Raw genomic sequence first — 5,890 nt, forward strand, 5'->3', positions numbered from 1 at the left:
GGGGCCGCTTGCGGCCTCCGCGCGGCGAGATGAAAGACAACGCAATTCCCAGAACCAGTTGCAACGCCCCAGCAACTATCAGCGGAACCGCCCACGGAGTTGTTTCCTCGTTGGGCCAGGTGATGGAGACCTCGGTGGGGGCAGGACTTTCACCATCGGCTGCAAGGAGAATAGACCAGTCGCCGTCGCCCGGGTCAAGCCAGCGGTGTGTCAGGGCGCCTTCGGCCGTTTCCTCGCTGGTCCACAGGTCCGAGCCGCTCGGGTTAGGGACCGATTCTTCCCCGTCCGCGAATTCAGTCCGGAGTCCTTCGCCATCCGCACCCGTGACCCGCAGGTGTGCGGCCTCCCCCACCCAGGCGTCGACGTCGGCAGCGCGTCCCACAGCAAGAGTGAACTGGCCCTCTGAACGGACCGTGATGTCCACATCCCGGGCATCCGCCTCCTTGGCGGAAGCGTCGATCACCGTCACTGGTCCGCTTTGGGCACCGGCCGGCACAGAGGCGGTCACGGTTTCGGGCGGTGCCCAGAAGGTGAGCTGGCCGATGCCCAACAGCACCAGCAGCGCACCCACAACCATGATGGGAGCTGCAATCTTCAAGCGCACTCAGATACCTGTCTTTGTGGGGGTGGGGTCCATGGATATGCCCGGACGCACAGAATGGATAAATCCAATGGTAACGAACATGACCTGGCGGCACGGGATTGTGTGCAGGGGGTCACCCTTGCCGGGCGCGGCGCCGGCGCGAAGATTCGTCGCGGGCGGCAGCACCGGTGTTAGTGTTTCGCTTGTTAAGAATGCGGCCGCCAAGCGGCCTTTCGAACGCAGGCGAGAGCGGAATGAAGCGTGAGCGATAACGAGGATGTCCCGGTTGGCCGGCCGTTGCCGCGGCCGGCGTCGTCAGTGAATCCGGACACCGCGGAGGCCGGTCAGCCGCGCGGTGCGACAGGACAAAAGACATCGGCGCCCGGCGCAGTGAGGGCGCTGCTGGTGAGGATGCGCCGCACCATCCCGGCCGCGCAGCCCAGGCCGCGGTTCGAGTTTCCGCCCGAAAGAACCGCGGACCCCGTCCCGGTTGACGAGAATGTTGCAATCGGTGATGACCGGCTGAAGTTCGGCGGATCCCAGCCCCGATCCATGAGGCACCACCCCATCCATTTCGGTTTCATGGCGAGCGTCGGAGCCGGGCTCGCACTGCTTGCCTATTTCATGATCACCAACGTAGGCCAGCTGCTGCTCTGGATTGGCGCCGCGCTGTTCATTGCGCTGGGCCTCGACCCGATTGTGCGGTGGCTCGAGAACAAGCATGTTCCGCGCCCGGCGGGAATCACCCTTGCGCTTCTGCTCCTGGCGGGCATTATTACAGCGTTCTTCGCCACCCTTATTCCGACAATCGCCAGCCAGACCACCCAGTTTGTCGAGCGCGCGCCGGGCTATGCCCGCGACTTCCTCAGTTCGGACTTTTTTCAGACCGTTGATCAGCAATTCCAGGTACGGGAGCGGGCCACCGAGGAGGTCAACAGGTTCTTCGCCGATTCCGAGGCGGTTGGCGGCATCTTCGGCGGCGTTCTGGGTTTGGGCACCGTGATTGTCAACAGCCTGTTCGGTGTCCTGATCATCCTCGTCCTCACCCTGTACTTCCTCGCGTCGCTGCCCGCGATGAAGAAGTGGGCATACCGGCTGGCGCCGCGCTCACGCCGTCCCCGGGTGGAAAAGCTCGCCGAGGAGATCACCCGGAGCGTGGGAAACTACGTCATTGGACAGGCCTGCGTTGCCCTCCTGAACGCGACGTTCGCCTTCATCTTCATGACTATCGCCCAGGTGCCGTTCTCCGTGCTTCTCGCGTTCGTCGTCGCACTGCTCGCGTTTGTGCCGCTGGTCGGGGCGCTGATTGCCGCCGTCGTCGTCAGTCTGGTCGCCCTTACCGTCGGCTGGCAGACCACTGTCCTCTTCGCGGTGATGTATGTTGCGTATCTGCAGTTGGAGGCGTACTTCATCTCGCCCCGCATCATGCAGAAGGCCGTGGCTGTGCCCGGTGCTGTTGCAGTCATCGCGGTGATTGCCGGCGGAAGCCTGCTTGGGGTGCTGGGTGCGCTGATTGCCATTCCCCTGGCGGCCGCAGTCATGCTCCTGCTCAAGGAAGTGTTTATCGCCCGCCAGGACGGACAGTAGTTCAGTCCGCTTTGGCGGACGCCCCCGACCACTGGGTGGGCAATGTGGTTGGTTGTCCGAGAACGACGCCGGCAATGTGGTCGAGCACCCGGCTCACGTACTTTTCGCCCACCCACAAGTGCTTGGCGCCGTCCACTCCGGTGACCCTCGCCTGCGGCACCCGTTCGAAGCGCTTCGCGGCCTCGGCCGGCTGCAGGTAGTCATCATGTTCCGGAACCAGCACCTCCAGCGGGAGCTGCGATGCAGCCCAGGCATCGAGGTCTTGCTCACCTGCACGGTGCAGGGGTGGTGAGAGCAGCACCGCACCTTCAATGTTCTCTACGACCGGGTCGACGGCTCCGTACTTCAGGCACAGTTCCGTGCCGAAGGACCAGCCAACCAGCCACAGGTTTTCGAGTCCTTCGTCCACAGCCCATTTCACCGCGGCCAGCAGATCCTGGCGTTCCGATGCGCCGCCGTCAAATTCGCCGTCGCTGCATCCCCGAGGGGAGCAAGTTCCCCTGGTGTTGAAACGCAGCACAGCGATATTGGCCATCGCGGGAAGCCGGAAGGACGCCTTCCGGAAGACGTGGGAGTCCATAAAGCCGCCGGCCGTGGGCAGAGGGTGCAGTGTGATGAGGGTCGCCGACGGACTGTTGTCAAGGGGGGCTGCGAATTCGCCCACGAGGGTCAACCCGTCAGCTGTGTTCAGTTCAATATCACGCCGCTGTGCCGGGAGAACCGTGGATGCCCGGATCTCGGTGGGCGTTTGATGATCGCTGAAATCGAACTTCTCCGCGGTGCTGGTCATTCACAAGAGTTTACCCAGTATCCGCGGTGCGCCTGCCCAGTAGTCGCGCCCGTTCAGTAGCGGCTACGCGTGCGCCAGCAGTTCACGTGCCAGTGCCTGCGGTCGGCCACTGCGGTGGCGGCTCCAAGAAGGGAGTCCTCCTGCCAGACCACCAGGTGGGCCACCCCCGGGAGAATCACTCCATGGCATCCAGGGCAGCGGTACTCTTTGGCTGCGTTGCGCTCGGTAATCCGCCGGACGGACCATTCACCGTCCGGTGAGCTTTCGCGGGTTGGGAACCCGGAGCGGGCGCGTTCCAGATCCAGTTCAGGCGCGTCCCCCCATTTGCGGCTGGGTGCTCCCGTGGTTCTGCGGGGACGGTTGGAGCGCGGCATGCCTACCAGTCTGCCCCGTTTGACGCGGCGTGCGAAAAACGGTGCAGCGGGACCGGTAAAGTGCAAGGGGTGCGTCTAGTCATAGCCCGTTGCTCCGTTGATTACATTGGCCGCCTCCGTGCCCATCTGCCGCTCGCCACCAGGCTACTCATGGTCAAAGCGGATGGTTCGGTGCTCATCCACTCAGACGGTGGATCGTACAAGCCGCTCAACTGGATGAGTCCACCAGCTACGCTCCGGGTCACCGCACCGGACCAGGCGGATGCCCTCCTGGGAGTCGCAGAGACGTGGAATGTCCAGCACACCAAGAGCGATGACCGGCTGGTCATCAGCATCTACGAGCACCTCCACGAGAGCTCACACGACCTGGGTGTGGACCCTGGGCTGGTCAAGGATGGCGTGGAAGCCGATCTTCAACGGCTCCTCGCCGAGCAGATCACCCTTCTTGGTGAGGGCTTCTCGCTGATCCGGCGCGAGTATATGACCGCCATTGGACCCGTGGATATTCTGGCGCGTGACTCACGTGGTGCCACCGTTGCGATTGAACTCAAACGGCGTGGCGATATCGACGGCGTCGAACAACTTACGCGCTACCTCGAACTCCTCAACCGTGATCCGCTGATGTCGCCCGTGCGCGGGGTGTTCGCCGCCCAGCAGATCAAACCGCAGGCGAGGGTGCTGGCCCAGGACCGCGGCATCGACTGTCTCACCCTGGATTACGACGCCATGCGCGGGGTCGACGACGTCGATTCCCGCCTCTTCTAGACCTGCGTAATTTTGCAGCCGCGTCATCCTCCCGGGTGCCCCTAGAATCGATGCATGGCCAACAGTGAAGGCGCACCACACAGTCTGACCGCGCGGATCGTCACGGAATCAGCAATCATTGATGACGGCGTTCTGGCCTGGGCCGACGGCAGGATCACCCATGTCGGCCCTGCTTCGGGGCAGGACGCCGCCGGCGGAAAGACGTTCCCCGAGGGCAGCCTGGTTTTCCCCGGCCTCATCGACACCCACTGCCATGGAGCCTTCGGCGGTGACTTCGCATCCGGCGATCCGGAGGCCGCGCGGCGCGCAATCGACTTCCTGCACCGCAGCGGCACCACCACCCTCCTGGCAAGCACCGTGACTGCATCGCGGGAGGACATGTTCAGGGCATTTGAAACCTTGGGCGCGCTCACGGACGAGGGGCTCCTTGCGGGGATCCATGCCGAAGGTCCGTTTGTTTCAACCGCGCGCTGCGGAGCGCAGAACCCCGAATTTATCCGGAATCCGGATCCCGGCTTTGTTGCCGAGGTGCTCGAGGCGGCACAGGGCAAAATGAAAACAATGACCTATGCTCCGGAGCTTCCCGGGGCCGAGGCCCTGATCTACGAGTTGACGACCCACGGCGTCACACCCTCCCTGGGCCACACGGACTGCGACACGCAAACCGCTGTCTCCTCCCTGGGCCTGGTTCGCGAAGAGATGGAATCCACCGGATTTGACGGTTACAGCGGGCGTCCCACGGTGACCCACCTGTTCAATGGGATGCCCCCCATGCACCACCGTTCCCCCGGACCGGTGCCGGGCTGTCTTCGAATAGCCCGCGCCGGCAACGCAGCTGTGGAATTGATCGCCGACAACGCCCACCTCGATCCCCAGACGGTTCTGAGCGTCTTCGAGCTGGTGGGTGCGGAAAACATCGCCCTCGTGACCGACTCGATGGCCGCGACGGGCCTGGCCGACGGCAGCTATCGCCTTGGACCTTCGGCCGTCACGGTGTCGGGCGGGGTGGCAACCCTGGACCGGACCGGATCCCTGGCGGGCGGGACGGCTACCCTGTTGGATGTGGTCCGCCGCACGGTCAGCGCGGGTGTGGGTCTGGTGGATGCCGTGATCTCCGCCACCGCAGTGCCGGCGAACATCCTTGGACTGGCCGACGAGCTGGGCAGTCTCCGCAACGGCCTTCGAGCCGATGCAGTGGTGGTGGATCCAGATTTGCGGCTGCTGGCGGTGCTTCGCCGCGGTGAGTGGCTGGACCCCGCCCCCGCAGCGGCAGCCGGCTATTAATCGACGGCTAAGTATTCAAACTTTTGCTTAACAATCCGCTGAATCCCTGAATTCTCCGTTGACCAGTCACACACGGTATGTGATGCTTATTGCAGTCTTTGTGTACGTGTTTTTTCATGCTCGCAAGACAAGTTGCGAGCGTGGAGCTCCTGTGAAGGATCGGTACACACCGAAACCTCGTAGATGTCTCCCGTGGAGTGACCTTAGGCCTGCATAAAAGTGTGCCGGTCAAGAAAAAGTTCCATTATGAGGAGATATAAATGGCACAGGGAACCGTCAAGTGGTTCAACGCGGAAAAGGGCTTCGGCTTCATCACTCCCGATGACTCTGAAGGCGATGTGTTTGTCCACTACTCGGAAATCCAGACCGGCGGGTTCAAGACCCTCGACGAGAACCAGCGCGTTCAGTTCGAGATTGGTCAGGGCGCCAAGGGACCCCAGGCTACGGGCGTAACCGCGCTCTAGTCCTTTCGGACCCCTCGAAGCACCAAACGGAAGGGCCCCCGCA

Annotated in this window: 6 protein-coding genes and 1 pseudogene; 4 read left to right on the forward strand and 3 right to left on the reverse strand. The window is 63.1% G+C overall.

What is annotated here, in order from left to right:
• A pseudogene (locus Y708_RS29970) lies at window positions 1–598 on the reverse strand (hypothetical protein); the annotation flags it as partial.
• Between the two features lie 396 nt (window positions 599–994).
• Between Y708_RS29970 and Y708_RS0116405 the strand changes: the two are divergent.
• A complete protein-coding gene (locus Y708_RS0116405) occupies window positions 995–2,170 on the forward strand; it encodes an AI-2E family transporter (protein WP_081746908.1) in 1,176 nt (391 codons plus the stop codon).
• A gap of 1 nt (window position 2,171) precedes the next feature.
• On the opposite strand, the gene Y708_RS0116410 is transcribed toward Y708_RS0116405, so the two are convergent.
• Together Y708_RS0116410 and Y708_RS0116415 are read right to left on the reverse strand one after the other, a co-directional pair.
• The gene (locus Y708_RS0116410) at window positions 2,172–2,960 is read right to left on the reverse strand and encodes an alpha/beta hydrolase (RefSeq protein ID WP_028280763.1); all 789 of its coding nucleotides are present in this window, start codon (window positions 2,958–2,960) and stop codon (window positions 2,172–2,174) included.
• A 53-nt stretch (window positions 2,961–3,013) separates the two neighbouring features.
• The gene (locus tag Y708_RS0116415; RefSeq protein ID WP_028280764.1) at window positions 3,014–3,334 is read right to left on the reverse strand and encodes a hypothetical protein; all 321 of its coding nucleotides are present in this window, start codon (window positions 3,332–3,334) and stop codon (window positions 3,014–3,016) included.
• A gap of 69 nt (window positions 3,335–3,403) precedes the next feature.
• Here Y708_RS0116415 and nucS point away from each other — a divergent pair, with 69 nt between their 5' ends.
• From nucS to Y708_RS0116430, 3 genes are all read left to right on the forward strand, one after another.
• Complete coding sequence (gene nucS, locus Y708_RS0116420; protein WP_028280765.1) at window positions 3,404–4,099, forward strand: endonuclease NucS; 696 nt, start codon at window positions 3,404–3,406, stop codon at window positions 4,097–4,099.
• A gap of 54 nt (window positions 4,100–4,153) precedes the next feature.
• Window positions 4,154–5,383 carry an N-acetylglucosamine-6-phosphate deacetylase gene (locus Y708_RS0116425; RefSeq protein ID WP_028280766.1) on the forward strand — a complete coding sequence of 410 codons (1,230 nt, stop codon included), beginning with the start codon at window positions 4,154–4,156 and terminating at the stop codon, window positions 5,381–5,383.
• Window positions 5,384–5,643: 260 nt separating this feature from the next.
• The gene (locus tag Y708_RS0116430; protein ID WP_028280767.1) at window positions 5,644–5,847 is read left to right on the forward strand and encodes a cold-shock protein; all 204 of its coding nucleotides are present in this window, start codon (window positions 5,644–5,646) and stop codon (window positions 5,845–5,847) included.
• The last annotated feature ends 43 nt before the right edge of the window (window positions 5,848–5,890 follow it).

This window comes from Arthrobacter sp. H5 (genome assembly GCF_000520595.1).
GTDB lineage: Bacteria > Actinomycetota > Actinomycetes > Actinomycetales > Micrococcaceae > Arthrobacter_D.

Coding starts and splice junctions, on each gene's coding strand:
- Y708_RS0116410 (WP_028280763.1), bottom strand. CDS start 2,960: ATGACCAGCACCGCGGAGAAGTTCGATTTCAGCGATCATCAAACGCCC.
- Y708_RS0116415 (WP_028280764.1), bottom strand. CDS start 3,334: ATGCCGCGCTCCAACCGTCCCCGCAGAACCACGGGAGCACCCAGCCGC.
- Y708_RS0116430 (WP_028280767.1), top strand. CDS start 5,644: ATGGCACAGGGAACCGTCAAGTGGTTCAACGCGGAAAAGGGCTTCGGC.
- Y708_RS0116405 (WP_081746908.1), top strand. CDS start 995: ATGCGCCGCACCATCCCGGCCGCGCAGCCCAGGCCGCGGTTCGAGTTT.
- Y708_RS0116425 (WP_028280766.1), top strand. CDS start 4,154: ATGGCCAACAGTGAAGGCGCACCACACAGTCTGACCGCGCGGATCGTC.